We start from the raw sequence: 26,978 nt of genomic DNA on the forward strand, positions 1-26,978 counted from the left end.
TGGTGAGGCGCGTACGGGCGGCGTCGGCGCCGGATTCGACCGGAATGATCACCTCCGGCAGGGGTGTGGCGGCGCATCCTGCCAAAGCCGGTCGGAGACGTCCAACCGGCGCACCGGCGGGGCCCTCTGACGGCCGCACCGGGACTTGCCCGCCAACTCCCCGCCGATGTTCACTCCTTCGGGTGGCCAGCCAGGCGATGCGCGACCGCCACCAACCGGCACTGGAAAGGTCAGGAGCCGTACCGGGGGAGCGCCCGTGTTGACAGGTCGTCACCCGGGCCAAGGGCAGACGAAAACAGGAATGCGAGCACCGGTGCAGAAGATGCGGCCTCGGCGCAAAGGCAAGCAGACGGCCCCGGAAGGGGCCACGCCGGGCGCGACGACTCCAACCGAGCATGTGCCGGAGCGCACGGCCACGGACGCCTCCGCGCCCGACGCCGCGGCGCCGCCGGCCGACAAGCCGCCCACCGCGCGCGTGCGCAATCGGCTGATCGTCGCCGTCGCGGTCGTGGCCGCCGCCATCGCGGGCGCGGGCGCCCCCGCCGTCCTCGCCGCGTCCGCCGACCTGAACGACACGCAGAACCTGGTCACCCTCGCCGAACAGACCCAGCAGGCGGTCTCCCTCGGCCACTCGCTCGCCGACGAGCGGGACGAGGTCACCTCCTTCATCGCCGCCGGGCGTCCGCAGGACAAGGGCCTCTCGCAGAGCCGCAGCGCCCGCGTGGACCGGCAGATCGACGAGCTCCGCGGCGCCGACGCGCCCGCCGGACTGCGCGGCGACCTCGCCGACATCGCCGCCGTGCGCAGAGCGGCGCTCACCGGCAAGAGCACCGCTCTCGAAGCCCACGAGGCGTACACCAAGGTCATCGCCGAACTGCACGGCCTCTCCCGGGACCTGGCCGAGAAGCTGCCCTCCGAGGCCAACCAGGGCGCCCTCGCCCTCGCCGACCTCGACCACGCCGTCGAACAGGCCGCCGCCGCCCGCGGCCTCCTGCTCGCCGCCCTCGCCCTGCCCCGCCCCACCGGCACCTCCACCGTCGACCCGGTCACCGGCCTGCCGACCACCGTCACCGAGGAGTCGTCCGACGACGCCGAGCGGCGCGACGAGCTCAGCACCGCCGCCCAGCAGGCCCGCGTCCGCGAGCTGGCCGCCCTCGCCGACTTCCGCGACGCGGCGAGCGACCCGGCCCGCGCCGCCTACGAGTCGACCGTCACCGGCCCCGAGGTCGGCGCCGCCGAGAAGTACCTCGAACGCCTCACCGACGAGCCGAAGCTCTCCGCCGCCGAGCGGCGCTACGACCGCAAGAAGGTCGACGCCGCGCTCTCCGCCCGCATCGAGACGATGCGCGGCGCCGAGTCCGCGCTCGGCGTCGAGCGCACCAAGCACCTCGCCCAGCTGCGCGACGACGACGTCACGGCGCTGGAGATCCGGATCGCCCTCGTCGGCGTCTGTCTGCTCGTCGCCGTCGGCGTCGCCATGGGCACGGCCCGCTCGCTGACCCGCCCGCTCGCCGTCCTGCGCCTCGGCTCGGCCCGCCTCGCCACCGAGCCCGCGCCCCAGGAGCCGATCCGCTTCACCGGCCGCGACGACGAGTTCGCCCAGGTCGTACGCTCCGTCAACGCCCTGCACGGCCACGCGGCCGCCCTCACCGAGCGCCTCGCCACCCTCGAAGCGGACCGCAAGCACCTCGTCGGGCAGCGCCAGTCCATGGCCGACGAGCGCGCGGCGCTGCGCGAGGAGCTCGCCGAGGCCTCCGCGCACCTGGAGCGGGTGCGCCAGTCCATCCACGGCACCTTCGTCAACCTCGCCCTGCGCACGCTCGGCCTGGTGGAGCGCCAGCTCGCCGTCATCGAGCACCTGGAGGACCGCGAGCAGGACCCGGACCGCCTCGCCACGCTCTTCAAGCTCGACCACCTCGCCACCGTCATGCGGCGGCACAGCGAGAACCTCCTGGTCCTCGCCGGCGCGGAACACGGCCACCAGCACCCCGGCGCCGTCCCGCTCGTCGACGTGGTGCGCGCGGCCGTCTCCGAGATCGAGCGGTACGAACGCGTCCGCATCGCCACGCTGCCGCCGCACACGCACGTCGCGGGCTTCGCCGCGGACGACATCAGCCACCTCGCCGCCGAACTCCTGGAGAACGCGACGTCGTTCTCGCCGCCGGACTCCTCCGTGGAGGTCTCCGGCTGGCTCCTGGAGAACGGCGAGGTCATGCTCTCCGTCCAGGACGAGGGCATCGGGGTCACGCAGGACCGGATGCGGGAACTCAACGCCCGCCTCGCCGACTTCGATCCCGACGACGCGTACGACCAGGAGAGCGGGGAGGGCCTCGGGCTCGGTCTGTACGTCGTCGCGAGGCTCGCCGCCCGGCACGGGGCGCGGGTGCGGCTGCGGGACCAGAAGCAGGGCGGGGTCGCGGCGGTCGTCGTACTGCCCGAGGGCATCCTCGCAAAGGCGCCCTCGCAGGCCGCTGTGGTCACGCCGCCGCGCGCGGGGGAGCCGCTGACCCATCTGCCGGGATCGGAGGCGGAGGCCAACTCCAACGTGCTTCCGGGTCGGCTGGCCGGCGCGCCCGGCGAGGACCCGCTGATCGCGGCGGCCGAGCGGACGCTGGAGACAGAGCTGCCTTCGCCGTCCCCGGAGCCGTCCTCCGAGCCGGACCCGGAGCCGTCCTCCGACCCGGACCCCGAGCCGTCTTCCGGGCCGGACCCCGAGCCTTCCCGCGAGCCCGCTCCCGAGCCGTCGCCGTCCCCGTCGCCGGAGACGACCATGGAGCTCGTGGCACCCCCGGCGCCGGAGGAGACCGCACCGGACCCGCAGCCGGACTCCGAGCCCGAGGCCGAGCCCGAAGCCGAGACCGACTCAAAGCCCGCGCCCGAGCCGGACGCCGAACCCGCGCCCCCCAAGTGGGAGCGCGTCACCGACAAGGGACTGCCCAAGCGCACCCCGAAGATCACCGCCCCCGCGGCCGCCGCGCCCAAGCCGCGCACCGGCTCCGTGGACGCCGAATCGCTCCGGCGCCGCCTCGGCAACTTCCACCAGGGCGCGATCAGCGGCCGACGGGACGTGGAGGCCGAGATCTCGGGTGATGACCCGGGTGATGAAAAGAACGTACGAGCCGCAGACGTAATGGGGGACCCAGTCGAGGAGGCAAGCAGTTGACTGCGCCCATGCGCACGCCCAGTTCTTCCGCCGAACCCGCCACGTACGGCCTGAGCAGGGAAGCACGCAACCTGCACTGGCTCCTGACGAACCTGGTGGAGGAGGTGCCCGGGCTCCTCTCCGTCGCGGTCGTCTCGTCCGACGGGCTGCTCCTGCTCAGCTCCGACCCCGGGCGCAACGCCGAGCGCCCCGCGGAGAAGCCGACAGGGCCCAAGGGGTCGAGCGCCGACCTCGCGACCATCGTGTCCGGGCTCGGCTCCCTCACCATCGGCGCCGCGAAACTCATGGACGGCGGCGGGGTCAAGCAGACCGTCGTCGCGATGGAGGAGGGCAGCCTCTTCGTCATGGCGATCAGCGACGGCTCACTGCTCGGCGTGCACGCGACGCCGGACTGCGACATGAGCGTCGTCGCGTACCACATGGCCCTCTTCGTCGGCCGCGCCGGGCACGTCCTCACCCCCGAACTCCGCAGCGAACTGCGCCAGTCGATGGAGAGTGCCCGATGAGCGGCAGCCGCAGCAGCAGGACGCCGAAGCTGCCGCAGCGCGGCGGCGACCGAAAACCCGCCCGCGTCCGCCCCTACTCGCTGACCGGCGGCCGGACCAGGTTCGGACACGTCCTGCTCGTCGAGACGTTCGTGGCGAGCAACGCCGCGATCGAGGCGCCCGACGAGCGTCTCGAACTGCCCAAGGGCACGCTGTCGAAGGTCATGCCGGAGATGCGGGCGATCGTCGAGATCTGCCGTCGCATGCGCACGGTCGCGGAGATCGCCGCGCTCCTCAAGATGCCGCTCGGTGTCGTCCGCGTCCTGCTCAGCGACCTCGCCGACCAGGGAAAGATCCGCGTGTACGGAACGGGCCACGGCCCGGGACAGCCCGACCGCGCACTGCTGGAAAGGGTGCTGAGTGGACTCCGCCGTCTCTGAACTCCTCGAGAACGAGAACGAGGGTCAGTTGCAGGCCTGGCAGACGGACAGGTCACGCGCCCCGATCGCCACGAAGATAGTGGTGGCGGGTGGCTTCGGCGTCGGCAAGACGACGCTGGTGACCGCCGTCTCCGAGATCACGCCCCTCCAGACGGAGGCGCTGATGACGCAGGCGAGCGCCGAAACCGACGATCTGACCGCGACGCCGGGGAAGACGACCACGACGGTCGCCATGGACTTCGGCCGCATCACGCTCGACGACGACCTGGTGCTCTACCTCTTCGGCACGCCGGGCCAGCAGCGGTTCTGGTTCATGTGGGACGACCTGGTGCGCGGCGCGATCGGCGCCGTCGTGCTCGCCGACACCCGCCGCCTGTCCGACTGCTTCCCGGCGCTCGACTACTTCGAGAGCTGCGGCCTGCCGTACATCGTCGCCGTCAACCACTTCGACGGCAGCGAGAAGTTCGAGCCGGCGGACGTGCGCGAGGCCCTCACGGTGCCGCCGCACATACCGGTGCTGATCATGGACGCCAGACAGCGGATCTCGGTCGTCGAGTCGCTCCTCGCGCTGGTCGGCCACGCGCTCGACGTAACCCCTGAGTAAGAGAAGGACCCTCATGCGGAAGATACTTGTCGTCGGAGCCGGGCAGTCCGGGCTCCAGATCGCTCTCGGGCTCCAGGCGCAGGGGTACGAGGTCACCCTGATGTCCAACCGCACCGCGGACGAGATCCGGTCCGGCCGGGTCATGTCCACGCAGTGCATGTTCCACACGGCGCTCCAGCACGAGCGCGACATCCAGGCGAACTTCTGGGAGTCGCAGGCCCCGAAGATCGAGGGCGTCGGCGTCTCCGTCGCCGGTCCTGACGGCTCGCGTGCCATCGACTGGGTCGGCAGGCTCGACGGGTACGCGCAATCCGTCGACCAGCGCGTGAAGATGGCCGGCTGGATGGACACGTTCGCGCAGCGCGGCGGCCAGCTGGTCATCCACGGCGCCGCCGTCGGCGACCTCGACTACTTCTCGCGCACCTACGACCTGGTGCTCGTCTCGGCGGGCAAGGGCGAGCTGGTGTCCATGTTCGAGCGAGACGCCTCCCGCTCGCCGTTCGACGCCCCGCAGCGCGCGCTCTCCGTGGCGTACGTGCACGGTCTCGGCCCGCGCCCGGAGCACCCCGAGTTCGACGCGGTCCGCTGCAACCTGGTGCCCGGCGTGGGCGAGCTCTTCGTCATGCCGACGCTCACCACGTCCGGCCGCGCGGACATCCTCTTCTGGGAGGGCGTCCCCGGCGGCCCCCTCGACGTCTTCCAGGGCATCAAGGACCCCAGCGAGCACCTGGCGCTCACCCTCGAACTCCTGGAGAAGTTCCTGCCCTGGGAGTACGCGCGCGCCACCAAGGTCGAGCTGACCGACGCGGGCGGCACGCTGGCCGGGCGGTACGCCCCCACCGTGCGCAAGCCGATCGGGCACCTGCCCAGCGGCGGGCTCGTCCTCGGGGTCGCCGACGTCGTCGTCGCCAACGACCCGATCACCGGCCAGGGCTCCAACTCGGCGTCCAAGTGCGCCGCCTCGTACATCTCCTCCATCGTCGAGCACGGCGACAAGCCCTTCGACGCCGAGTGGATGCAGTCGGCCTTCGACCGGTACTGGGAGACGGCGCAGCACGTCACCAAGTGGACGAACGCGATGCTGGGCGCCCCGCCGGAGCACGTTCTGAACATCCTCGGCGCGGCCGGCCAGCTCCAGCCGGTCGCCGACCGGTTCGCCAACGGCTTCAACGACCCGGCGGACTTCGAGAACTTCTTCTTCGACCCGGAGAAGGCGGCCGCCTACCTGGAGTCGGTCGCGCCCGGCGCCTGACTCCTGCCGTACCCGAGGTCGCTGCCCGAGCCGGCGCCCGGAGGCAGCTTCGGCGGCGTGTAGCCGCGCATGGCCCGGCCCCCGGGGTCGGGCCGCACGGCCCCGAGGACCGGGTTCGCCGCGATGGGGGAGACCTTGACGCGGGCGCCGGGGCGCGGTGCCTGGACGACCTTGCCGTCGCCCAGGTACAGCGCCACGTGCGTGGCCTTCGGGAAGTACACGACCAGGTCACCCGGGCGGAGCTTCGACAGGGGGATGCGGCGCAGCTCCTTCCACTGCTCCTGGCTGGTCCGCGGGATCGTGCGGCCCGCGTGCGCCCAGGCCCGCTGGGTCAGCCCCGAGCAGTCGAACGCCTTCGGACCTTCGGCGCCCCACTTGTAGGGCCGGCCGATCTGCCGTACGGCGTAGTCGACGGCGGTGTCGCCCTGCCGTGACGGAGCGCGTCGCGCCGGGCTCCCGCCGAGGGCGCGGGACGCCATGAACTTCTCCTGCGCCTCGGCCGTGTGGGCCTCCTCCGCCCGCCGCAGCGCGGCCAGCTGCTCGAAGCTCAGCGAGGACAGCAGCTCCTCCACGTCCCGCAGCTGCCCGTCGCCCCGGTCCCGCTGCTTCTTCTGCCGGGTGGCGAGGGCGGCCTGGGCGGTGAGGGCCCGCTTCGCGGCGCCCGCGAGAGCACCGGCCTTCTTCTCGCCGCCGGTCAGCCGCGCCACGGTGGCGGCGCGGCCCGCGGCCGCCCGCTGCAGCACGTGGCCCTGGTCGAGGGCCCGCTGCGGGTCGCGGGCGAGCAGCAGGCGCATGTACGGGGAGAGGTTGCCGGTGCCCTGGTACTGCTGGCGCGCGAACCGTCCTGCGTCGCTGCGGCTGTCGCGCACGGAGGCACGCGCCTTCGCCAGCTTCCGGTCGAGGTCGGCGGCTCTGGCCCGCTGCTCCTTCAGCTTTTCGGCGGTGGCGTTGTACGTCTCCGTGGCCTCCTCGGCGGACTGGTACAGCTGCTGAAGGTCCGTCAGCAGCGCGGAGACGGAGCGGTCTTCCGGCCCCGGGGCCTGGGGCGCCGCGTGGGCGGTGGGAGCGGTTGTGCACAGGGCGCCGAGGGCGGCCCCTGTGCAGACCCACCGCAGCAGTGTGCCTGACACGTCATCACCTCCGGTGCGCGGAGGGCTTTCCTGCGCGCAGGGCGAGCCTCCGGCCTGTCCGCGGAGTCCGCCTCCCGGCGGGGGCGGTCGGCGCAACTTGGGTCACCCTTGCAGGGGGTGTCGGCGTGGTGGGTTGCGTCCCACGGTTCACCGCCTGCGGCTGGGCGGGGCGAAGGTACGGGTGAGGGGCGCGGGGAACTGCGCGACCAGCCCCCACCCACCTGCAGGGAAGAACCGTCAGCGAGGCCCCGGCTTCGACCACGGCCACTTCAGGCCGGACCCCTTGTCGCCGTCCGGGTCGTACTCGTACTGCCACCTCGCGCCCGGCGAGATCCGGCCTCGGCCCGCCGCGGGGGCACGGCGGTAGACGAGGACCGTCGGGGGGCCGCCCGCGTCGTCGGGGACGGGGACGCGGTAGACCTTCGGGGGATGTCCCGTCGGGCCGAGCAGGATCGGGAGGACCCGGCCGTCCAAGGGGCCGTCCACGAACGGCGTGTCTTCGCTCTTCACGCCCCCAGTGTCACACCCGCACTGCGTGTCACCCCCGCACCGCCGAGTTCAGAGAAGGTGCGCCGCGTCCGCCACCACCGGCAGGACGTGGCGGGCGAGCGTGCCCACGGGGCCGTCCGGCGTCTCCAGGGTCAGCGCCCAACGGACGACCTCCGCGGTCTGCGGGTCCCGGCCCGCCGTCGCCACGAGAACCGCCATGAACTGCTCCACGAGCATGTCCCGCAGCTCGTCGAGCGGCGGCTGCTTCTCCTCGTCCAGCCAGATCAGGGAGGCCGCCTCGACCGCCGTGATCCACATGCGCACGGTCATCCGGAGCCGCGGCCCCGGATCCGGCACGCCCAGGTGGCTGAGAATGTGCTCCGCGGCGGCTCTGCGCACCCCGTCCACGATCGCGGACGTCCGCGACGTCTCCACCACGCTGCCGCCCTGCAGCAGCGCGCTGAACCCCGTGTCGTGCTGGTCGACGAAGGCGAGATAGCGGTCGAGGGCACGGGAGAGCCGCCGGGTGAGGGGACCCTCCGGCGGCTCGGCGAAGCACTGCTCCAGGTCGTCCGCGGCGGACCGCAGCGCGGCCTCGTACAACTGCTGCTTGCCGCCGGGGAAGTAGCGGTACACGAGCGGCCGCGAGACACCCGCCGCCTCCGCGACGTCGTCGAGGTTGACCTCCTCGGGCGCCCGGTGCGCGAAGAGGGTGAGCGCGGAGTCGAGGAGTTGCCGCCGCCGCGCCTCGACGCTGAGGCGGCGGTACGCGGGCGTGGTGGCGGCGGGCGAGGTCATGCTCCGCAGCGTAACCCGGGGAACGCGGCCCGTCAGAGGCGCGGGACTGTGACATCCGCGGCGCCCCGCAACGATCAGGCCAGCAGCCCCGAGGACCGCCACAGCCGTCGCCCGACCCCCCGCATCACACCGATGTCGTCCAGGAAGTCCGTGAGCCTCTTCGCCCCCGTCTGCATGACCTCCCTGCGGTGCCCGCTCGCCCGCACCTGCGCGACGGCCTCCCTGCGGTCCAGGCCCACATTCGTGTAGACCTCGGGGTTCACGAAGGCGAGGGAGAAGACGCGGGCGGCCTCGCCGCAGCTGAGGCGGGTCAGCTGACGCTCCCACGCGGGGGCGGTCACCATCTGGCGCCGCAGCTCCTCACGCGCGTACCGGACGTGCCGGGCCTCCTCGACGACGTGGATGCGGGTCACCCCGCGCACCAGCGTCTGGACGCGCTCGTCGGGGAACGTGAGCCGCTGCATCCAGTCGAGGATCTCCTCGCCGAGCAGCGTGCAGGCGAACGAACCGGGAGTGGTGGAGACCGTCTTGAGGATGCGCGCGAGGTTGTGGTTGAGGCGCGTGACGGGGTACGTCGGGGCGCCGCCCTTCTGGATCATCCGGGCGAACATCATGGAGTGCCTGCACTCGTCGGCGATCTCCGTGAGCGCGTACCGCACATGGTTGCTGGTCACCGACTTGTCGTAGATGTGCCGCACGAGCAGCTGCATCAGGATGATCTCGAACCAGATGCCGAGCGAGGCGAGGGAGGCCGCCTCGTGCCGGGCGAGGTCGAACCGCTGCTCCTCGGACATCCGCTTCCACATCGGGGTGCCGTAGAGGGAGACGAGCTCCGGCGGCCAGAACCACTTGCCCTCTTCGAGCGGCGCGTCCCAGTCGAGTTCCTTGTCGGGGTCGAAGGAGTGCTTGGCGGACGACTCCAGGAGCCGCAGGGCCACCTGCTCCCGGTCCTTGAGCAGTCCGAGCGCGTCCCGCAGGCCCTCGAGCGAAACGTCTTCCGTCACGGTCGTCATGACTGTTCCTGCCTTGTCGCGGGGTTACCGGCGGTCAACTCTTATGAGACTGCCTGTCAGTAAGGCCGTCAATCCCTTGCGCACGACTTGTTGACCGCTTGTCCAGCAGCGTGTGAGCCTGCCGTCATGGCGACGCACGAGCTTTACACCAGTCCACCGGACGGGCTCAACTGGCGCGTACCGTCCACCGGTTCGGCCCGCTTCAGCTGGGAGTACGACGAAGGGCGCGACCGCCTCCTCGCTCTCTACCAGAAGGGCAAGGACAAGCAGTGGGACGGCGCCAAGCGCATCGCGTGGGACCTGGAGGTCGACCCGCTCGACCCCCTCGGCACCCCCGACGAGTCGCTGACGCTCCACGGCACGCCGCACTGGGCGAAGATGACCGAACGCGACAAGGGCGAGCTGCGCAAGCACTACGCCTCCTGGCAGTTCAGCCAGTTCCTCCACGGCGAGCAGGGCGCGATGGTGTGCGCGGCCCGCATCGTCGAGTCGGTCCCCGACCTGGACGCGAAGTTCTACTCCGCGACCCAGACCATGGACGAGGCGCGGCACGCCGAGATCTACAGCCGCTTCCTGCACGACAAGATCGGCATGCTCTACCCGATCAACGACAACCTCCAGGCGCTGCTCGGCGACACGCTCCGCGACTCCCGCTGGGACATGCCCTACCTCGGCATGCAGGTCCTCATCGAGGGCCTCGCGCTCGCCGCGTTCGGCATGATCCGCGACACCACCGACAAGCCGCTGCCCAAGCAGATCCTCGCGTACGTGATGCAGGACGAGGCGCGGCACGTGGCCTTCGGCAGGATGGCGCTGCGCGACTACTACAAGCAGCTCACCGACGCCGAACTGCGCGAGCGCGAGGAGTTCGTCATCGAGGGCTGCTACCTGATGCGCGACCGGCTGCGCGGCGTCGAGGTCCTGGAGAACTTCGGCATCCCCAAGGCGCAGGCCCAGGAGTACAGCGAGCAGTCCGAATTCCTGGCGTTGTTCAGGCAGTTGCTGTTCTCGCGCATCGTGCCCTGCGTCAAGGACATCGGCCTGTGGGGCAAGCGCCTCCAGGAGGCCTACCTCGACATGGGCGTCTTCGAGATGGGCGACGCCAACCTCGACCTGCTCATGGCGCAGGACGAGGAGATCGCCGAGAAGCTGGACGCCGAGCGCTTCGCGGCCGAGGAGCGCGAGCGGGTGGCGGAGGTGCGGGACGCGATCGCCTCGGGCGAGGCGGGGTAAGGCCAGGACGGAGCTCAGTGCGCGCCGATCGCCGCCTCCATCACCGCCTTCGCGATCGGTGCCGCGCTGCCGCCCCCGCTGATGTCCCCCCGGTCCGCCGCCGCGTCCTCCACGACGACGGCGACCGCCACCGACGGCTCCGGGTCGTCGGCCGCCTGTGCCCAGGAGATGAACCAGGCGTACGGCGTACCGGAGTTGTCGATGCCGTGCTGGGCCGTGCCCGTCTTGCCGCCCACCGTCACGCCGGGGATCGCGGCGTTCGTGCCCGTGCCCTCGTCGACGACCTGCGCCATCATCTCGCGCAACTGCGCCGCCGTGCCCGGATTCATCGCCTGCCGCAGGGTCCTGGCGCCCGTGGCGTCGACCACGTCCCCGTCCTCCGTCGTCGTACGGTCCACCAGGTGCGGCGCCTTCACCGACCCGCCGTTGGCCACCGCCGCCGCCACCATCGCCATCTGCAACGGCGTCGCCCGGGTGTCGTACTGCCCAATGGCGGAGAGTCCGAGCTGCGCCCGGTCCATCGAGGTGTCGAAGTTGCTGGCCGCGACGGACGACGGGATCCGCAGGCCGCTGTCGTTGAAGCCGAAGTCGCGGGCCGTGCCGACCATCGGGGTGAGGCCCGTGTCCACGCCGAGCTTCGCGAAGACGGTGTTGCACGACCACTGGAAGGCGTAGCGCAGGCTGGCGTTCTTGCAGCCGTCGACCTCGTTGGTCAGCTGGGTGCTCGTGCCGGGCAGCGTGTACGGGTTGGGGGACTTGGTCGGCGCGTCGAGGTCCGTCACCTCTCCCGCGTCGAGCGCCGCCGCGGCCGTCACCACCTTGAACGTCGAGCCGGGCGGATACGTCTGCCGGATCGCCCGGTTCAGCATCGGCTTGGTCGCGCTGCCGTTCAGCTCCGCCCACGTGTCGGCCACCGCCCGGTCGGTCCCGGACAGCCGCTCCGGGTCGTACGAGGGGGCGCTGACCAGCGCGAGGATCTTCCCGGTCGACGGTTCGAGCGCGGCGACCGCGCCCCGCTTGCCGCCGAGACCCGCGTACGCCGCCTGCTGCACCGCGGCCTTGATGGTGGTCTCGACCTTGCCGCCCGGGTTCTGCGCGCGCGTGATGTCGTTCCACAGGGGGAGCGGCGCGAGCATCGGATCGGTGCCGGAGAGGATGTCGTCCTCGGCGTGCTCCAGGAACGTCGTGCCGTACACCTGCGAGGCGTAGCCGGTCACCGGCGCGTACAACGGACCGTTCCGGTACGTCCGTTCGTAGCGGAGCTGCTCGCCGGTGTCCCGGGAGCCGGTCACCGGCCGCCCGTCGACGAGGATGTCGCCGCGCGGCTGCTCGAAGCGGACGATGGCGTTGCGGCGGTTGGCCTCGTTGGCGTCGAGGGACCCGGCCTGGAAGACCTGGACGCGGGTGGCGTTGACGAGCAGTGCGATGAGCAGCAGCGCGCAGAACGCGGCGGCGTGCCGGATGTACCTCTTCATGTCACGCGGCCTCCGCGGGGACGGGTTGGCCGCGGGCCGAGTCGCTGACCCGGATCAGCAGCGCCACGATGATCCAGTTGGTGACGACGGACGACCCGCCCTGTGCGAGGAACGGCATCGCCATGCCGGTCAGCGGGATGAGCCCCATGACGCCGCCCGCGATGACGAACACCTGCAGCGCGAGGATCGAGGCGAGCCCGATCGCGAGCAGCCGCCCGAAGGCGTCGCGCAGGGCGAGCCCGGCGCGGAAGCCGCGCTCCACGAGCAGGGCGTAGAGCAGGAAGATCGCGCAGAGCCCCGAGAGGCCGAGCTCCTCGCCCGCCGTGGCCAGGATGAAGTCGGACTTCGCGGCGAAGCCGATGAGGATGGAGTGCCCGAGTCCGAGCCCGGTGCCGAGCATCCCGCCGGCCGCGAACGCGAAGAGCGACTGCGCGAGCTGGTTCGGGCCCCGGCCCGCCTCGATGGAGGCGAAGGGGTGCAGCCAGTCCTCCACACGGCTGTGGACGTGCGGCTCCAGCGACCCGACGGCGAACGCGCCGAGCGCGGCGAGGAGCAGGCCGACCGCGATCCAGCCGATGCGGCCCGTGGCGACGTACAGCAGGATCACGAACAGCCCGAAGAACAGCAGCGAGGTGCCGAGGTCGCGCTCCAGGACGAGGACGCCGACGCTGAGCAGCCAGATCGCCACGATGGGGCCGAGGACACGGCCGGTGGGCAGCTGGAGGCGCTTGAACCGCCACAGGGTGCGGCCGGTGTAGGCGAGGGCGTTGCGGTTGGCCGCGAGGTAGCTGGCGAAGAAGACGGCGAGCAGGATCTTCGCGAACTCACCGGGCTGGATGGAGAAGCCGCCGATCCTGATCCAGATCCGGGCGCCGTTCACGGCGGGGAAGAGGATCGGCACGATCATCAGGGCCAGCGCGGTGACGACGGAGAGGTAGGCGTAGCGCTGCAGCAGGCGGTGGTCGCGCAGGGAGAGGACGACGGCGATGAACAGGCCGACCCCGACCGTCGACCAGATCAGCTGCGCGGGCGCCGCCTCGTCGTGCGGGGTCTCCAGGTCGAGCCGGTAGATGAGGACCAGGCCCAGGCCGTTGAGCAGTACCGCGATGGGCAGCAGCAGCGGATCGGCGTACGGGGCGCGCAGCCGGACGGCGAGGTGCGCGACGAGCGCGAGTACCCCCAGCCCGGCGCCGTAACCGGCGGCGCCGGGCGGGACGGTGTCGTTCTTGGCGAGGCCGACGGCGCAGTAGCCGTACACGGAGAGCAGGACGGCCACGACGAGCAGGGTGAGTTCGGTGCCGCGGCGCCTCGGCACGCGGACAGCCGGGACCGCTGGGGGTGCGGTGCCCGCGCTGGTTCCGGCCATGCCGGGAACGTAGCAAGCAAATCACCCTGAAGTCCGCTTATGTCGATTATGTCGGCCGGGTGGAGGGGGCGGGCCTCAGCACCAGCGCGGAACCTTGCCGATGTTGGCGATGTAGTGCGCGGCGCCCCAGGCCCAGGTGCCGTCGGTGAGCAGGTACCAGATGTTGTTGTTGACGACGCGGTCGCCTCTGGTCTTGCAGAAGATCGTGACGACCTTGCCGCGCGGCACCGTGCGGATCACCTTGCTGCCGCGGGTCGGGGAGGTGTGGAGCAGCAGTCCGTTCTTGGCGGTGACGCGGCCCTTGTAGACGGGCGGATGGTTGCCGGCGTCGCCTGCGTCGCCCAGGGCGGCGGCCGGGCCTGCGGCGGCGAGCGCGGCGAGGGCGCCGCCGGCGGCGAGTATGCCGAGCCGGACGGTGGTGGTCCGCGGGGACATGGGGCCTCCTCGGGGGAAGGGGAGCGGGGCGGCCGATGCGGATGCCCGCAAGCCGCAATTCACACTAAAAGCGGCACTCTGCGCCCGCGCAAGCTCACGTTCCGTCGTGCGCGGCGCCCGTCTCCTCGCCGTCCCCGGTCGTCTCGTACGGCAGCCGCAGCGTCGCCACCGCCCCGCCGTCCGCTGCGTTGGAGAAGGTCAGCCGCGCGCCGAGGACCGCCGCCTGGCCGAGCGCGATGGTCAGCCCGAGCCCGTGGCCCTTGCTCGTCCCCTTGCTGGTGCCCTCGGTGCGGAAGCGCTGCGGCCCGTGCTCCACGAGGTACTCCGGATAGCCGTCGCCGTGGTCCCGCACGGAGACGACGGGACCGTCCACGGTCACGACGACCGGCGACCGCCCGTGCTTGTGCGCGTTGGTCACGAGATTGCCGAGCACCCGCTCCAGACGCCGCCGGTCGGTGTCCACACACACATCGCGTACGACGACGAGCTCCGTGCCCTCCCCGGAAGAACGCACCACCCGCTCCGCCAGTGGAGCGAGGTGATGGGCGTCCAGATCCACCGCCTCGCTCTTCGCGTCGAGCCGCGAGATCTCCAGGAGGTCCTCGGTCAGCGTGCGCAGCGCGGCGACCCGGTCCCGCACCAGCTCGGTGGGCCGCCCCGGCGGCAGCAGCTCCGCCGCCGCGTGCAGCCCGGTCAGCGGGGTGCGCAGCTCGTGCGCCACGTCCGCGGTGAACCGCTGCTCGCTCAGGAGCTTGCCCTGCAGCGTGGACGCCATCGTGTCCAGGGCCCCGGCGACCGCGGCCACCTCGTCCTGGTGGCGCGGGAAACCCGTGTCGTCGGGCCGCGCGTGCGGGTCCTCGACGCGCGCGTCCAGATCGCCCGCGCTGATCCGCCGGGCCACCTGCGCCGTCTGGTGCAGCCGCCGCGTCACCCGCGTCACCGCGAACGCGCCGACCAGCAGCGTCGCCCCGATGGCGAGGACCGAGGAGCCGAGGATCGCCCGGTCGAGTCCGTCGATGGTGCGGGCACCCTGCGCGTAGTCGACCTGGACCGCGATGGCGCGGCCCCCGTCGGCGGGCCCCGCCGCCCACATCGTCGGCCGTGACTCGTGGGCGGCGACCATCGTGCCGCGCTGCCCGCTCACCGCGAGCTCGCGCAGCCGCGAGGGCAGGCCCACCGGGTCGACGCCCGCGCCGGGGCCGAGCCGGTCGCCCGCCTCGTACCGCTCGGTGACCTCGTCGAGGTGGGAGAGGGCGCGGTCGCGGGCCTGGCCCACGGTCTGGTTGGTCACCGAGACGTGCACGAGCGCGCCGAGCAGCGCGGCGAGCGCACAGCACATGACGGTGATGAAGACGGCGGCCTTCCAGGTGAGGGTCGCCGTCCAGGCGGGGAGCCGCGGTCCGCGCGGCTGACGGCGGCTCATCATCCGCCGCTCCCGGACGGCGAGGGACGCGTGGAGGGCCTGGGAGCCGAGGACTTCGGCGCCTTCCCCCTCGCCCCCTTGGCGGAGCGGACGATCTCGTCGCTGGTCGGCAGCATCGCCTTCTGGTGCGCGTCCCAGGACCACACCGTGTGGTACTCGTACCCGGCGAGGCTGGAGACCGCGCGGATGATCAGGTCACGCCCGGCGAGCTCGACGCCGAGCACGGCGTCGCTCATCTCCATGATCTGCGTCAGCTGCCGCTTCTCCTCGGCGTAGACGCGGATGTCGAGGTTGTCGTCGGGCGTGGAGACGCCGACGATCAGGTCGTCCCTGCCGTCGCCGGTCAGGTCGCGGTAGTACGCCTTGAGGACCGGGCACCGCCCCCGCTCGCCCGAGTCGTCCTCGGCACAGTCCTTCAGCCGTTCGACGGTCTCCTTGTACGCCCGGTCGGTGGGTTCGTACGTCCCCGGGTTCTCCCGGAAATCCGCGCGCACGACGTCGACCGGGTCCACCTTGCGCAGATCGCCCTTCGGCACCTCGACGCCCTTGACCTTGACGGCCTCTATGGCGCCGTAGTCCTCGGCGGGCACCGAGGGGGACGGCAGGTCCGGCCAGAGGTGCGTGGGGCCCTCGGCCGTCGGCGTCGGGCCCGCGCCGCGCAGCCCGCCGGGATCGCCGCAGCCGCCGGCCAGCAGCACGGCGAGGACGGCGAAGGCGGCGGGCGCGAGCCGGCTGCGTTGCACTGCACTCCTGCCTGCCGCGGGCGCGCGGCCTGTCGTGGCACCAGGCCTGTCGTCACGTCACCATTGTTACGTCACCAGGTCGGCGTAGAGAATGATGTTGTCCGAGCGGTGACCGTCCACGATGGGTCCGCCGCAGGTCAGCAGGCGCAGCTCGGGTCGGTCGGTCGCCCCGTACACCTTATTGGTGGGGAAGTCTTTCTTGTCGACCTGCTGGATCTCCCGCACCTCGAACGTGGCCGTGCTGCCGTCCGCGCGGGGCACCTCGACAGTGTCGCCGACCTTCACCTTCGCGACGTTCTTCAGGAGCGCAGGACCGTTCGCCGTGTCGTAGTGCGCGACGATCACGGCGGGCCCCTTCTCGCCCGGCGTGACCCCACCGGTCCACCAGCCCGGCTCGTCCGCCTTGTCCACGGGCGGCACGGCGAGCTCCTGGTCCGCGCCCACGCCGAGGTCGAGCATCGACGTGGCGTCGACGCCCGCGGCGGGGATGCGCAGCCCGGTCGGCCTGGACGCCTTCAGCGGCGCGACGGCCTGCTGGGCCTGCGCGGTCGCGGCGTTGTGGACCTTCACATCGGGCGCCGGGGCGCCCGTGCCGCCGCCGCTCTGCCCGCAGGCGATCAGACCGATGCCGAGGGCGGCGGCGAGGGCTCCGGCGGCGGCGATGCGGGCGGTACGTCGGGGGCGGGGGGCGGGTGCCTCGGTCGTGTCGGGCGTGCGGGGGGCCATGGGGGACTCCTGGGGTGGAAGGGGGAGGGAGGCGGCGCGGCCGGGTCAGCCGTCCGAGCGGCCGCGGCGCAGCATCGCGAACCCGAGACCGGCGGCACCGGCCGCCGCCATGCCGCCGCCCGCCACGAGGAACGCGGGGTTCCCGGCGTCACGCACGCCCTCGGCGCCCGCCTTCACCCCGCCCCTGGGGGCGACGGTGTTGTCACCGGCGCGCGGCGCGGGCCGCTGCTTCTGGTCGTTCTTCGGCCGAGGGGTGACCTTCTGGTCCTGCTGGCCCTTCGCGTCGCCGTCCGTCCGGTCCTTGCCGTCGAGGTACGCGATGCCGATGTGCCCGTTGGAGGGGTGCAGCTCGTACTCCACGCCGCCCTGGGTGGCCGTCCGGTGCGTGGCGGAGAGGGCCGCGATCTCCTTGCCCTTCAGGGAGATCGTCGCCGTGTACGCACCGCCGCGGTTGCGGATCTTCGCCTGCGCGCCGTTGCCGAGGGTGACCTGGTGGACCTCGCCCTTCGCGTGCGGCCGGGCCGCCGTCGGGGCGGGCGTGGGCGAGTCCGCGAAGGCACCGGCGGCCGGCAGGAGCAGCGCCCCGCCGACGAACGTGGAGACGACGGCGGTACGGAGGAGGGTGTGGCGGCGGTTGAGGCTCACGGGACGTTCCTTACGGTCGGTCGGCTGATCGCTCCGGCGTGATCGGGGGACTCGTAAGAAGTTAGATGTCCGCTATTGCGGCAATTCGGCGGCTCTGTAACAGCGGCCCATAACTGCGCGGGCGGTGCCGTTACGGGGTGGATGGGATTCCACGCCCGGACCGGGCGCAGTCGGCGCAAAGACGCCCCCGCTCCTCCCGGCCGCGACCTGGTTCTTGCCGGAGAGCGTGTGGGCTGTTCCCATGGTCGAGGGGGGTGAGGGCTCATGACCGGACTGCGTGTCGTACCGGCCTGGAGGCACGGGCAGGAGCGGTTGTACGTGTACCTCGCGGACGGCAGGAACGTGGCCTGGTACGACCGTGAGGCGTCCCGCGTCAACCTGCTCAGCGAGGAGAGCGAGGAAGATGTCCTCGACGTCCTGGCCCCCTTCCTGACCGGCCAGGTCACCGTGGGTCCGCCGCCCGTACCGACGCCCGCCGAACTGGCCCGGCTCGCCCTCCACCCGGACGACGACCTCGCCCCCAACCGCCCCGGGGAGGCCCTGCGGATCTCCCTCGACCGCGACCCGGCGCCCGCCCGCAGGCTGCGCGCCGACGCCCGGCACCGCGCGCTCGCCGCCGAACAGGCGGTGGGCGAGACACTCGACGCCCTCGAAGGCGCGGGCTGGCGGGTCCTGCACTCCCTGCCGCTGCCCGGTGACGCCCGCATCCACCATCTGCTCATCGGCCCCGGTGGCCTGTTCTGCGTGGGCACCCTCGCCGTCCGCAAGCAGCGGGTGCGCATCGCCGACCCGATGGTGACGGTCGGCCGCGCCGAGCCGTTCCCCCTCCTGCGCTCGCTCCGCTCGGACGCGGGCCGGGCGTCCTTCGCGCTGACGGCGGAGGTCCGCCCGGTTCTTGTCCTCGCCGGGTCCGGCGCCGCCGACCTGGACGTGGCGGCGCCGCCACGCGACGTGCGGGTGCTGCGCGAGGCGGACCTGCCGGGGCTGGCCCGCCTCGGCGGGGTGCTGAAACCGGCCGATGTGGAGGCGCTGCACGCGCTGGCCAGGGACCGCAGGACGTGGGAACGGGTCTGACGGTCCGGCTGACTTACAGGTTGTCCCCCCAGCCGCCCTGGATCATGGTCTGGAAGGCCCAGGAGCCACCGCGCCTGATCAGGATGTCGGCGTAGCGCAGCCGCTGCGTCTCGCCGTTCGCCGTCATCACCGAGTCGGTGAAGACGACGGCCATCGCGGGGGAGAGGAAGACGGGCGTGCGCGTGGACTCGAACGTGATGTCCTCGCTGCCGTCCCCCATGACGTGCGTCATGGTCCCCACGAACTGCTCCCGGTCCCACTGCGCCGCCCGCCCGTCGCCGGCGGAGTCGTCGCTGACCAGGTTGAGCGGGAAGACGGCCAGGTCGGCCATCCGCTCGACATCGCGCTTCGCGCTGTGCGCGTCGTACTCGGCGAACCAGGCGTCCAGGCTCGCCCGGTCCTCGTCGGTCGGGACGTATCCGGTGTCGGTGTCGGGAAGACGGGTCATGCGGACTCCTCTAATCAAGTTTGACTACATGCCTCGGTGAGGAAGGTATGCCACGGAGCGGGAGTAGTCAAACTTGATTAACGGAAAAACCTGTGGAGGGCCGCGGTGGCCACTGCTACGGTTCCGGCGGCCGTGCGAGAGACCGAGGAGGTGGTACCCGTGAACGTATCGACGTGGGTGCTCTCCTCCGGGGTCACGGTCGGGCGGTAGGTCGTCGCCCGGGAGCGCCGTTCCGCGCACTCCCCGAAAGGCACGACCATGCACTTCACTTCAGGAAAGCGCCTCGACACCGAGGTCTCCCGGGGCGGCGTCCTCGAGCGCGAGTTCATGCTCGGCGAGGTCCCCGGCATCCTGTGGACGCCCGCCTCCGCGCCGCCCGCCGAGGCGCCGCTGATCCTGCTCGGGCACCCGCCGCTCGGGCTGGACAAGATGTACCCGAGGCTGGCGGCCAGGGCCCGGCGGGTGGTGGCGGACGGTTTCGCCGCGGCCACCGTTGAGCTCCCCGGCAGCGGGGTCCGCCCCCGTCTGCCCGTCATCGAAGAGGCCCGCGCCGATCTGCGCCGGGCCATGGCGGCCGGCGAGCCGGTCGGCGACGACGTCGTGGACCGGCTCGTCCTCCCACTGGTGGAGCGGGCGGTCCCGGAATGGCGGGCGGCCCTGGACGCGCTCCTGGCCCTGCCCGGGATCGGTGGTCCGGTCGGCTACTCGGGCGGCGTGATCTCCGTCGGGGTCCGGCTCGCGGTGGTCGAGCCGCGCGTCGCGGCGGCGGTTCTGTTCGCCGGGAGTCTCATACCGCGTGCCGTGTTCGAAGAGGCCCGGCGGGTCACCGTCCCGCTGCACGTCCTGCTCCAGTGGGACGACGAGGGCAACGACCGGCAGGCTTCCCTGGACCTGTTCGACGCCTTCGGCTCCGAGGAGAAGTCCCTGCACGCGAACATGGGCGGGCACACGGGGGTCCCGGAGTCCGCGGGGGAGGAGGCGGGACGGTTCCTGGCGCGCCATGTGAGGCGAGGCCGGTCTTCGCGCGCCACTTGAGGTGAGGCCGGGCGCTCGGCTCGGGCTGCGGCGCCCGGCTCGTGCTGCGGCGCCCGTCCCGCCGTCAGGATGGCAGCGGGCGGGCCCGGTCGGGGTCGTCGAGGGGCTCGATCAGATCCCCGTACTCGTCGAGGCGCGGCGCGATGTCGTCCGCGGCGAAGACCAGCCGCCCGGGGTCGTCGCAGGCCTCGACCTCGTCCCAGGTCACGGGCGTGGAGACGGTCGGCTCCCGCCGTGCCCGCAGGGTGTAGGGCGCGGCGGTGGTCTTCGCGGCCGCGTTCTGGCTGAAGTCGACGAAGACCTTGCCGGGGCGCAGGCTCCGCGTCATGCGGTGCACGACGAGGTCGGGCAGCTCGCGCTCGGCCGCGACGGCCAGCGATCTGGCGTACGCCGTGACCCGTTCGGAGGGGGTCGGCTCCAGCGGCACGAGGAGGTGCAGTCCCTTGCTGCCCGACGTCTTCGCGTACACGTGGAACCCGTCGGCGGCCAGCCGCTCCCGCAGCCAGAGCGCCGCCCGGCAGCACTCCACGACCGTGGCGGGCGGCCCCGGGTCCAGGTCGAAGACCATCCGGTCGGCCCGCGCCGGGGCGTCAGCCCGCCACTGCGGCACGTGGAACTCGGTGACCAGATGGGCCGCCCACATCAGCGTCGGCAGGTCCTGTACGAGGACCTGCCGCGCGGTCCCCTCCGAGCGGGAGCGCGGCACCTCGGCGGTGTGCACCCAGTCGGGGGTGCCCGGCGGCACGTTCTTGGAGAAGAACTGCTGGCCGTCGGGCCCGTCCGGATAGCGCAGGAAGGAGACGGGCCGGTCGCGGAGGTGGGGGAGGAGGGCGTCGGCCGTGGAGGCGTAGTAGTGCAGGACCTCGGCCTTGGTGAAGCCGCTCGCGGGATACAGGACCTTGTCCAGGTTCCTGAGCGCGAGCCGCCGCCCCTCCACCTCTGTGATCGGCGTCATAGGATGAGAGTCCCATATAACGCCCAAAGCGACACGAATCAGCTCTCAGCGAGGTGCCGGACGTGCGATCCATATGGAACGGTGCGATCTCCTTCGGGCTGGTCAGCATCCCGATCAAGCTCGTGAACGCGACCGAGAACCACGCGGTCTCCTTCCGCCAGATCCACACGGAGGACGGCGGCCGCATCCGCTACCGCAAGGTGTGCGAACTGGAGGAGCGCGAGGTCCCGACCGCGGAGATCGGCAAGGGGTACGAGGACGCGGACGGCTCGATCATCCCGATCACGGACGAGGACCTGGCCACGCTGCCCATCCCCACCGCCAAGACGATCGAGATCGTCGCGTTCGTCCCCGCCGACCGCATCGACCCGCTCCAGATGGGCGCCGCGTACTACCTCGCGGCGAGCGGAACCCCGGCCGCCAAGCCGTACACACTGCTGCGCGAGGCGCTCAAGCGGAGCCAGAAGGTGGCCATCGCGAAGTTCGCGCTGCGGGGCCGGGAGCGGCTCGGCATGCTGCGCGTCGTCGACGACGTGATCGCCATGCACGGACTGCTCTGGCCGGACGAGATCCGTGCGCCCGAAGGGGTGGCCCCCGACACGGACGTCACCGTGCGCGAGGCCGAACTCGACCTGGCGGACGCGCTGATGGACACGCTCGGCGAGGTCGACATCAACACCCTCCACGACGACTACCGCGAGGCGGTCGAGGAGCTGGTCGCCGCGAAGGTCGACGGCGTGACCCCGGCGGAACGGGCCCCTGCCGGGGACGGCGGCGGCAAGGTCATCGACCTGCTCGCGGCCCTGGAGAACAGCGTCCGCGAGGCGCGGACGGCGCGGGGCGAGGACCCGGAGGGCGCGGACTCCGGGTCGGGGGCGGTGGCGGAGGTGACGCCACTCGCCCGCAAGTCGTCCCGCGCGACGCCCAAGCAGGTGGGCGGGAAGAAGTCGACGTCGACCGCGGCGAAGAAGAAGGCGGCCCCCGCCGCGAAGAAGGCGTCGACCAAGTCGACCGCGAGCAGGGCGACGACGGCGAAGTCGGCCGGGTCGGCGCGGAAGAGCGGGGCGGCCAAGAAGACGGCGGCCAAGAAGACGACGGGAACGGGGTCGGGGAGGCGCAGGGCCTCCGCCTGAACGTACGCGAATGGAACTACGCCGTCGTCGCGCCCCGGCCCGCCGGTGAGGCGGCGATGACCTCCGTGACGTACGGCAGGTGGTCGTCGAGGAAGAAGTGGCCCCCGGGCAGGACGTGACAGGAGAAGTCGCCGCGCGTCTCGCTCTCCCACGCCCGCGCGCCCTCGACCGTGACGCGGGGGTCCGCGTCCCCGGTCAGCGCGACGACCGGGCAGTCGAGCGGGGGCCCGGCGCGGTGGACGTGGGCGTCGAGGAGCCGGTAGTCGGCACGTACCGGCGGCAGGATGAGCGGCAGCAGGTCGGGGGAGGAGAGGAGCTCGTTCGCGGTGCCGGACAGCTTGCGCATCTCGTCCACGAGTTCGTGGTCGGACATCTCGTGCACGGGCCGCTCGGCCGCGGCGGGGCGCCGGGGCAGCGAGGGGGCCGGCCGTCCGGAGACGAAGAGGACGACGGGCGGTCGGCCCTCGGCCGTCATGCGCCGCGCGGTCTCGAAGGCGAGGACCGCGCCCATGCTGTGCCCGAACAGGGCGACGGGCCTGATGTCGGACGGCCCGGAGAGCGCGGCGAGCACCGCGTCGACGACATCGTCCGAACGCTCGGCGAACGGTTCGCCGTACCGCTCCTGCCGCCCCGGGTACTGCACGACCAGTGGGTCGACGGTGCCGGAGACGGCGGCCGACAGCGCGTGGTAGGCGCTGGCGGAGCCACCCGCGTGCGGGAAGCAGACGAGACGGGTCCCGGCGGCGGGTGCGGGGTGGAAGCTGCGTATCCAGTCGCCCACGAGCGCGACCTTCCTTTCGCTGCCGCGCGGGGCGGCGGTGTGCTGAGTGACGAGTGCGGAGTGCTGACTGCTGAGTGCTGTGTCCGGTCCAACCTAGACTGACGGCGGACGCCGATGACGAGGCGGTGGACGAGAAGGGCGAGGGTTGTGCGAGCGGGAGGCCGAAGGACGGCGCCGGACGGCGCGGTGGCCCCCGCGGGCACGTTCGCCGGCGGTCACGACGACCCGCCCCCGGAACTGCTCACGGAAGCCGCCGCCGCCTTCGGCCTGCTCGCGTCGTCCGCGCGGCTGCACATCGTGTGGGTCCTGGCGCAGGGCGAGAGCGACGTGAGCGGCCTCGCGGAGCGGGTGGGCGGCGCGCTGCCCGCCGTGAGCCAGCACCTCACCAAGCTGAAACTGGCCGGGCTCGTCGGGTCGCGCCGCGAGGGCCGCCGTGTGGTGTACTTCGTCGCCGACCCCGACGTGGTGACGGTCGTACGTCTCATGGTCACGCAGCTCGCGTCGCGCGCGGAGGCGTCCACCGCCCCGGCCCGCCGGTTCCGCGGAACGGGTGCCTGAGGGTCCTGGCGATGTCCGGACCCACCACGCTCCAAGTCCTGCGCTCGCTGGAGACGGGACCGCGCGGTCTCACGGAGGAAGAGGCCGACGCGCGCCTGGCCCGGCACGGTCCGAACGTGCCGCCGGTCCCGCGCACGGTGTCCTGGCGACGCCGTTTCGTACGAGGTCTGCGCGACCCCTTCACCGCGGTCCTGTTCTGCCTGGGCATCGTCTCGGCCGGGACGGCGGCCTGGGGCACGACCTGCGTGATCACGGTCCTGGTCGCGGTGAGCTGCGCGCTCCGCGCGACGGGCGAACACCGGGCCGACCGCGCGATGGCGGCGCTGCGCGACCTGGTGCCGACGACGGCGACGGTCGTGCGCCGCCCGGCCCCCGACGAACGGGAGCCTTCCGCTCCCCGCGAACGGGCGGTACCCGCTCCCCGCGAACTCCCCGCCGAGGAACTGGTTCCCGGCGACATCATCCGGCTCGCTCCCGGGGACGTGATCCCGGCGGACGGGCAGGTGCTCACGGCGACGGGTCTCTCGGTCGACGAGGCACCACTGACGGGCGAGTCGTCCCCGACGACCAAAGAACCCTGGACGCCGACCACCGACCCCGGGGAAGGCACGGAACACCTCTGCTTCCAGGGCAGCAGCGTCACCGCGGGCGGCGGCACGGCGGTGGTGACGGCGACGGGCCGACACACGCGGTTCGCGAGTACGACGCACGAGGCGTCAGGCGTGCCCGGCGGTGAGCGGGCAGCGAGAGCCCGCGCCTTCGACCGCTCGGTGCACGGCATCTCCTGGACCCTCGTCCGCTTCATGCTGCTCACGCCGCCGCTGGTGCTCGTGGCGAACGCCGCGCTGCGCGACCGAGGCCTGGAGACCCTGCCGTTCGCCGTGGCCGTGGCGGTGGGGCTGACCCCGGAGATGCTGCCGGTCGTGGTGACGATGTGCCTGGCCCGGGGCGCCGCCCACCTGGCCCGTGCCCACGGCGTGATCGTCAGACGTCTGCCCGCCCTGCACGACCTGGGCGCCATGGACGTCCTGTGCGTGGACAAGACCGGCACGCTCACGCAGGGCCGCCCCGTGGTCGACCGCAGCCTGGACACGGCGGGCCGCGACGCCCCCGAGGCGCTGGACTGGGCGGCGGTGAACGCGTGGTGGACCCTGCGGCTGGCCGACCCGCCCGCCCCGGACGCGCTGGACGAGGCGATCCTGACCACGCCGGAGCACTACGAGGGCTACGAGGGCATCGCAGCCCTGCCCTTCGACCCCGTACGCCGCCTCGCCACCGCAGTGGTCACCCGCCCCGGCGCGGGCCTGGGAGTCCACACGCTGGTGGTCAAGGGCGCCGTGGAGAACGTACTGGAGCTCTGCGCCCTCCCCGCCGAGGAGCGCACCCGCCTCCAAGCCCTGGCGTCCCACCACGCGGCGAAGGGCCTGCGCGTCCTGGCCGTGGCGACGGCAGACCGCGACCGTCCCGCCAGGCGCCGCGGGACCGCCTCCCACCCGACCTGGTCCCCGTCCGACATCCACGGACTCACCCTCGTCGGCTTCGTCACCTTCCGCGACGCCCCGGACCCGGCGGCGGGCCCGGCCCTGCGCGCGCTCGCCGACCGAGGCGTCACCGTCAAGATCCTCACGGGCGACCACCCGGGCACGGCCGCCCGCGTCCGCCGAGACCTGGCCCTGCCACCCATCGCCCCCGACGCCGTCCGCACGGCCGAGGACATAGACGCCGTGCCACCCACCGACGTCGCGGCCCTGGCACGACTGGCCCACCGCACCACGGTCTTCGCCGACTGCACGCCCGCCCACAAGGCACGCGTCGTAGCGGCCCTGCGTGCCCACGGCCACACCACGGGCTTCCTCGGCGACGGCGTCAACGACCTGCCCGCCCTGCACGCGGCCGACGTGGGCCTGGCCCCGCACGACGCGGTGCCGGCGGCGAGGGAGGCGGCGGACGTGGTGCTGCCTCGGGCGGGCGGCCTGGCGGCCATCGACCACGCCGTCACCGCGGGTCGGAGCAGCGGCGTGAACATAGCCACGTACCTGCGCATCACGCTCTCCTCGAACCTCGGCAACGTGATCGCGATGCTCACCGCGGCCCTGCTCCTGCCCTTCCTGCCGATGCTCCCGGCCCAGGTACTCGTCCAGAACCTCTGTTTCGACGCGGCCCAACTCGCCTTCGCCCACGAACGCCCCGCCCCCGCCGCCCTCAGCCGCCCCACCACGCTCCGCCCCCGCGCCTTCCTCCGCCTCGTCACGGGGTTCGGCGTACTCAACGCCGTGGCGGACCTGGCGACCTTCGCGGTCCTCGCACTCGCGGCGCCGGGCCCGACCGGCACGGAGGACGAATCGCTGTTCCACGCGGGCTGGTTCACGGAGAACCTGCTCACGCAGTCGCTGGCGATGCTCCTCATGCGCGGCGCGGCGTACGGGACGACCGCCGCCGGCAGGAGGGCGACGCCGGTCACCCGCGCCGCACTGGCCCTGGCGACAGCGGGCATCCTCATCCCTCTCTCCCCGCTGGGCCCTCCCTTGGGCATGACACCCCTGCCACCCACCTACTACGCGCTGCTCACCCTGGTCCTGCCTCTCTACGGCGCAACAGTTGTACAGTTGCGCAACAAGGCAAGTGTCGCTCATGGAAGCGGCGGAAGTGGAAGAGGAGGGCCACAATGATCCGCAACGCCCTGCAGCCCTGGCACCTACTGGTCGTGCTTCTTGTAATCGTGGTGCTGTTCGGCTCCAAGAAACTCCCGGACGCCGCCCGCTCGGTGGGCAAGTCCCTGCGCATCCTCAAGAGCGAGACGAAGGCGCTGAGGGAAGAGGACGCGCAGCGGGAACAGGAGCAGACCGGACAGCGGACCGGACGGCGAACCGGTGCGGACGTCACCTCATGACGTGGCGCGGATCGCGGAGATGTCGAACTGCAGGCGCACCTTCTCGCTGACCATGGTGCCGCCCGCAGCGAGGCGCTGGTTGTAGACCAGCCCCCAGTCGGTGCGGTCGATGGTGGTGGTGCCGTCGAACCCGACGCGCTCGAATCCGAACGGATCGACGACCGACCCCAGGTAGTCGAGTTGCAGCTCGACGGGCCGGGTGACGTCGCGGATGGTCAGATCCCCGGTCATACGGAAAGTCTCACCGCCCTCGTGGACGGTGGCCGTACTGCGGAACACCATCTCGGGGAAGCGTCGCGCGTCGAAGAAATCGGCGCCGACGAGGTGCGCGTCCCGCTGCTCCACGCCCGTGTCGACGCTGCCGACCCGGATGACGATCTCGGCCCGCGACGCGGAGGGCCGGTCGCCGTCGAAGTGCAACGTGCTGTCGTAGTCGGCGAAGGCGCCCCGGACGGTCGTCACCATCGCGTGCCGCACGGAGAATCCGACGCGGCTGTGCGGCCGGTCGATGGTCCACTGCCCGGTCAGCCCGCGCAGCGCGGAATCGAGCGCGACACCACCACTGGTCGAGGGGTACGCACCGGACGCGCCGGTACCGCCGGCCGGCGTCGGCTCGATGGTGGCGGTCTGGCGACGGCTGAAGATGCCCACGGGGAACGTACCCTCCCTCGACGATGTCGCTCC

At 72.3% G+C, this 26,978-nt stretch carries 27 protein-coding genes; 12 read left to right on the forward strand and 15 right to left on the reverse strand.

The annotated features are described in order from the left end of the window. Nucleotides 1–301: 301 nt before the first annotated feature. The 5 genes from DEJ47_RS26115 to DEJ47_RS26135 are packed head-to-tail and all read left to right on the forward strand — an operon-like array spanning nucleotide 302 to nucleotide 5,944. Complete coding sequence (locus tag DEJ47_RS26115; protein WP_150172190.1) at nucleotides 302–3,163, forward strand: nitrate- and nitrite sensing domain-containing protein; 2,862 nt, start codon at nucleotides 302–304, stop codon at nucleotides 3,161–3,163. 8 nt (nucleotides 3,164–3,171) lie between these two features. Continuing rightward, nucleotides 3,172–3,669 carry a roadblock/LC7 domain-containing protein gene (locus DEJ47_RS26120; protein WP_150172192.1) on the forward strand — a complete coding sequence of 166 codons (498 nt, stop codon included), beginning with the start codon at nucleotides 3,172–3,174 and terminating at the stop codon, nucleotides 3,667–3,669. Further along, nucleotides 3,666–4,088, forward strand: coding sequence for a DUF742 domain-containing protein (locus DEJ47_RS26125; RefSeq protein WP_150172194.1), 423 nt, complete (start codon nucleotides 3,666–3,668; stop codon nucleotides 4,086–4,088). Before DEJ47_RS26120 ends, DEJ47_RS26125 begins: the two co-directional genes overlap by 4 nt. After that, nucleotides 4,069–4,692 (forward strand): GTP-binding protein, encoded by a 624-nt coding sequence (locus tag DEJ47_RS26130; protein WP_150172196.1) that lies wholly within the window; start codon nucleotides 4,069–4,071, stop codon nucleotides 4,690–4,692. Before DEJ47_RS26125 ends, DEJ47_RS26130 begins: the two co-directional genes overlap by 20 nt. Before the next feature lie 13 nt (nucleotides 4,693–4,705). Continuing rightward, a complete protein-coding gene (locus DEJ47_RS26135) occupies nucleotides 4,706–5,944 on the forward strand; it encodes a styrene monooxygenase/indole monooxygenase family protein (protein WP_150172198.1) in 1,239 nt (412 codons plus the stop codon). Here DEJ47_RS26135 and DEJ47_RS26140 read toward each other — a convergent pair. From DEJ47_RS26140 to DEJ47_RS26155, 4 genes are all read right to left on the reverse strand, one after another. After that, a complete protein-coding gene (locus DEJ47_RS26140) occupies nucleotides 5,914–7,074 on the reverse strand; it encodes an NlpC/P60 family protein (RefSeq protein ID WP_150172200.1) in 1,161 nt (386 codons plus the stop codon). The genes DEJ47_RS26135 and DEJ47_RS26140 overlap by 31 nt on opposite strands. Before the next feature lie 237 nt (nucleotides 7,075–7,311). Next, nucleotides 7,312–7,584, reverse strand: coding sequence for a hypothetical protein (locus tag DEJ47_RS26145; RefSeq protein ID WP_150172202.1), 273 nt, complete (start codon nucleotides 7,582–7,584; stop codon nucleotides 7,312–7,314). A 48-nt stretch (nucleotides 7,585–7,632) separates the two neighbouring features. Beyond that, entirely contained in the window at nucleotides 7,633–8,361 is a 729-nt protein-coding gene (locus tag DEJ47_RS26150; protein ID WP_150172203.1) for a TetR/AcrR family transcriptional regulator, read from the reverse strand. Nucleotides 8,362–8,435: 74 nt separating this feature from the next. Next, nucleotides 8,436–9,374 carry an AurF N-oxygenase family protein gene (locus tag DEJ47_RS26155; protein WP_150172204.1) on the reverse strand — a complete coding sequence of 313 codons (939 nt, stop codon included), beginning with the start codon at nucleotides 9,372–9,374 and terminating at the stop codon, nucleotides 8,436–8,438. Nucleotides 9,375–9,500: 126 nt separating this feature from the next. Between DEJ47_RS26155 and DEJ47_RS26160 the strand changes: the two genes are divergently transcribed. Then, nucleotides 9,501–10,607, forward strand: coding sequence for a ferritin-like domain-containing protein (locus tag DEJ47_RS26160; protein ID WP_150172205.1), 1,107 nt, complete (start codon nucleotides 9,501–9,503; stop codon nucleotides 10,605–10,607). A 14-nt stretch (nucleotides 10,608–10,621) separates the two neighbouring features. Here DEJ47_RS26160 and DEJ47_RS26165 read toward each other — a convergent pair whose 3' ends face one another. The 7 genes from DEJ47_RS26165 to DEJ47_RS26195 form a co-directional block, all read right to left on the reverse strand. After that, nucleotides 10,622–12,082: a penicillin-binding transpeptidase domain-containing protein gene (locus DEJ47_RS26165; protein WP_150172206.1), complete on the reverse strand. Its 1,461-nt coding sequence runs from the start codon at nucleotides 12,080–12,082 to the stop codon at nucleotides 10,622–10,624. 1 nt (nucleotide 12,083) lies between these two features. Then, a complete protein-coding gene (locus tag DEJ47_RS26170; RefSeq protein WP_150172207.1) occupies nucleotides 12,084–13,448 on the reverse strand; it encodes an FtsW/RodA/SpoVE family cell cycle protein in 1,365 nt (454 codons plus the stop codon). Between the two features lie 75 nt (nucleotides 13,449–13,523). After that, on the reverse strand, nucleotides 13,524–13,883 hold the full coding sequence (locus DEJ47_RS26175; RefSeq protein WP_150172208.1) for an SH3 domain-containing protein: 360 nt from the start codon (nucleotides 13,881–13,883) through the stop codon (nucleotides 13,524–13,526). A gap of 94 nt (nucleotides 13,884–13,977) precedes the next feature. Continuing rightward, nucleotides 13,978–15,306 (reverse strand): sensor histidine kinase, encoded by a 1,329-nt coding sequence (locus tag DEJ47_RS26180; protein ID WP_150175873.1) that lies wholly within the window; start codon nucleotides 15,304–15,306, stop codon nucleotides 13,978–13,980. After that, entirely contained in the window at nucleotides 15,306–16,049 is a 744-nt protein-coding gene (locus DEJ47_RS26185) for a hypothetical protein (RefSeq protein WP_150172209.1), read from the reverse strand. The genes DEJ47_RS26180 and DEJ47_RS26185 overlap by 1 nt, the downstream gene beginning before the upstream one ends. Nucleotides 16,050–16,115: 66 nt before the next feature. Next, nucleotides 16,116–16,775: a class F sortase gene (locus tag DEJ47_RS26190; protein ID WP_150172211.1), complete on the reverse strand. Its 660-nt coding sequence runs from the start codon at nucleotides 16,773–16,775 to the stop codon at nucleotides 16,116–16,118. Nucleotides 16,776–16,820: 45 nt separating this feature from the next. Continuing rightward, nucleotides 16,821–17,420 (reverse strand): hypothetical protein, encoded by a 600-nt coding sequence (locus tag DEJ47_RS26195; RefSeq protein WP_150172212.1) that lies wholly within the window; start codon nucleotides 17,418–17,420, stop codon nucleotides 16,821–16,823. 264 nt (nucleotides 17,421–17,684) lie between these two features. On the opposite strand from DEJ47_RS26195, the gene DEJ47_RS26200 reads away from it, so the two are divergent. Continuing rightward, on the forward strand, nucleotides 17,685–18,494 hold the full coding sequence (locus DEJ47_RS26200) for a nuclease-related domain-containing protein (RefSeq protein WP_150172214.1): 810 nt from the start codon (nucleotides 17,685–17,687) through the stop codon (nucleotides 18,492–18,494). 13 nt (nucleotides 18,495–18,507) lie between these two features. On the opposite strand, the gene DEJ47_RS26205 is transcribed toward DEJ47_RS26200, so the two are convergent. After that, complete coding sequence (locus tag DEJ47_RS26205) at nucleotides 18,508–18,942, reverse strand: nuclear transport factor 2 family protein (protein ID WP_150172216.1); 435 nt, start codon at nucleotides 18,940–18,942, stop codon at nucleotides 18,508–18,510. A 258-nt stretch (nucleotides 18,943–19,200) separates the two neighbouring features. Between DEJ47_RS26205 and DEJ47_RS26210 the strand changes: the two genes are divergently transcribed. Further along, nucleotides 19,201–19,977: an alpha/beta hydrolase gene (locus tag DEJ47_RS26210; protein ID WP_150172218.1), complete on the forward strand. Its 777-nt coding sequence runs from the start codon at nucleotides 19,201–19,203 to the stop codon at nucleotides 19,975–19,977. A gap of 64 nt (nucleotides 19,978–20,041) precedes the next feature. Here the strand turns inward: DEJ47_RS26210 and ligD are convergent, their stop codons facing one another. Next, nucleotides 20,042–20,932 carry a non-homologous end-joining DNA ligase gene (ligD, locus tag DEJ47_RS26215; protein WP_150172220.1) on the reverse strand — a complete coding sequence of 297 codons (891 nt, stop codon included), beginning with the start codon at nucleotides 20,930–20,932 and terminating at the stop codon, nucleotides 20,042–20,044. Between the two features lie 62 nt (nucleotides 20,933–20,994). Here ligD and DEJ47_RS26220 point away from each other — a divergent pair, with 62 nt between their 5' ends. Continuing rightward, on the forward strand, nucleotides 20,995–22,065 hold the full coding sequence (locus tag DEJ47_RS26220; RefSeq protein WP_150172222.1) for a Ku protein: 1,071 nt from the start codon (nucleotides 20,995–20,997) through the stop codon (nucleotides 22,063–22,065). 16 nt (nucleotides 22,066–22,081) lie between these two features. On the opposite strand, the gene DEJ47_RS26225 is transcribed toward DEJ47_RS26220, so the two are convergent. After that, nucleotides 22,082–22,846 (reverse strand): thioesterase II family protein, encoded by a 765-nt coding sequence (locus tag DEJ47_RS26225; protein WP_150172224.1) that lies wholly within the window; start codon nucleotides 22,844–22,846, stop codon nucleotides 22,082–22,084. Between the two features lie 147 nt (nucleotides 22,847–22,993). Here DEJ47_RS26225 and DEJ47_RS26230 point away from each other — a divergent pair, with 147 nt between their 5' ends. Genes DEJ47_RS26230 through tatA form a run of 3 tightly spaced genes read left to right on the forward strand, consistent with a single transcriptional unit; the run spans nucleotide 22,994 to nucleotide 26,294 of the window. Further along, a complete protein-coding gene (locus DEJ47_RS26230) occupies nucleotides 22,994–23,404 on the forward strand; it encodes an ArsR/SmtB family transcription factor (protein ID WP_399552236.1) in 411 nt (136 codons plus the stop codon). Further along, nucleotides 23,401–26,073 (forward strand): cation-translocating P-type ATPase, encoded by a 2,673-nt coding sequence (locus DEJ47_RS26235; protein ID WP_398335884.1) that lies wholly within the window; start codon nucleotides 23,401–23,403, stop codon nucleotides 26,071–26,073. The genes DEJ47_RS26230 and DEJ47_RS26235 overlap by 4 nt, the downstream gene beginning before the upstream one ends. 35 nt (nucleotides 26,074–26,108) lie before the next feature. Continuing rightward, nucleotides 26,109–26,294, forward strand: coding sequence for a Sec-independent protein translocase subunit TatA (gene tatA, locus DEJ47_RS26240; protein ID WP_190415565.1), 186 nt, complete (start codon nucleotides 26,109–26,111; stop codon nucleotides 26,292–26,294). Here tatA and DEJ47_RS26245 read toward each other — a convergent pair. Continuing rightward, entirely contained in the window at nucleotides 26,289–26,945 is a 657-nt protein-coding gene (locus tag DEJ47_RS26245) for a YceI family protein (protein WP_150172232.1), read from the reverse strand. The two genes, tatA and DEJ47_RS26245, sit on opposite strands and share 6 nt — an antisense overlap. Nucleotides 26,946–26,978: the final 33 nt, after the last annotated feature.

The sequence above is a fragment of the Streptomyces venezuelae genome, assembly GCF_008642355.1.
GTDB classification, from domain to species: Bacteria; Actinomycetota; Actinomycetes; order Streptomycetales; family Streptomycetaceae; genus Streptomyces; species Streptomyces venezuelae_B.